Annotated in this window: 1 rRNA gene; it reads right to left on the bottom strand. The window is 57.7% G+C overall.

What is annotated here, in order from left to right:
* Positions 1-1,433, bottom strand: a 23S ribosomal RNA gene (locus AB0H75_RS50195); the annotation flags it as partial.

The raw sequence follows: 1,433 nt of genomic DNA, 5'->3' as shown, positions 1-1,433 counted from the left end.
AAGCCGAGCTAAGCGGTCCCCTTAACGTTCCGGCACCGGGCAGGCGTCAGTCCGTATACATCGTCTTACGACTTCGCACGGACCTGTGTTTTTAGTAAACAGTCGCTTCCCCCTGGCCACTGCGACCCCCACCAGCTCCGAGTGCAAGACTCCTCACCAGCAGAGGCCCCCCTTCTCCCGAAGTTACGGGGGCAATTTGCCGAGTTCCTTAACCACAGTTCACCCGATCGCCTCGGTATTCTCTACCTGACCACCTGAGTCGGTTTAGGGTACGGGCCGCCACAACACTCACTAGAGGCTTTTCTCGGCAGCATAGGATCATCCACTTCGCCACAATCGGCTCGGCATCACATCTCAGGACATCTACGAGGCGGATTTGCCTACCTCGCTCCCTACATGCTTACCCCAGGACAACCATCGCCTGGGCTGGACTACCTTCCTGCGTCACCCCATCGCTTACCTACTACCCGATCGGTCCGAGCGTTCACCCTGACGGCCGTCCCGAAGGACAACCCGAGCTAAGGACTCTTAGCATCACGAGGTTCAGTATGGGCGCATTGAAGCGGGTACGGGAATATCAACCCGTTGTCCATCGACTACGCCTGTCGGCCTCGCCTTAGGTCCCGACTTACCCTGGGCGGATTAGCCTGGCCCAGGAACCCTTGGTCATCCGGCGCGAGGGTTTCCCACCCTCGATTCGCTACTCATGCCTGCATTCTCACTCGCACAGCCTCCACAACTAGATCACTCTGCTGCTTCACCGGCTGCACGACGCTCCCCTACCCACCAACAAGACCCGAAGATCCCGTCAGTGCCACGACTTCGGCGGTGTGCTTGAGCCCCGCTACATTGTCGGCGCAGAATCACTTGACCAGTGAGCTATTACGCACTCTTTCAAGGGTGGCTGCTTCTAAGCCAACCTCCTGGTTGTCTCTGCGACTCCACATCCTTTCCCACTTAGCACACGCTTAGGGGCCTTAGTCGGTGATCTGGGCTGTTTCCCTCTCGACTACGAAGCTTATCCCCCGCAGTCTCACTGCCACGCTCTCACTTACCGGCATTCGGAGTTTGGCTGACGTCAGTAACCTTGTCGGGCCCATCGGCCATCCAGTGCTCTACCTCCGGCAAGAAACACGCGACGCTGCACCTAAATGCATTTCGGGGAGAACCAGCTATCACGGAGTTTGATTGGCCTTTCACCCCTACACACAGATCATCCCCCAGGTTTTCAACCCTGGTGGGTTCGGTCCTCCACCCAGTCTTACCTGAGCTTCAACCTGCCCATGCGTAGATCACCCCGCTTCGGGTCTACAGCATGCGACTCCAACGCCCTATTCAGACTCGCTTTCGCTACGGCTCCCCCACACGGGTTAACCTCGCCACACACCATAACTCGCAGGCTCATTCTTCAAAAGGCACGCAGTCACATCACA

The sequence above is a fragment of the Nonomuraea sp. NPDC050783 genome, from assembly GCF_040802095.1.
In the GTDB taxonomy this organism is placed as follows: domain Bacteria; phylum Actinomycetota; class Actinomycetes; order Streptosporangiales; family Streptosporangiaceae; genus Nonomuraea.
Note: the sequence above shows the minus strand (reverse complement) of the source record. Positions and strands in the feature narration are given on the sequence as shown.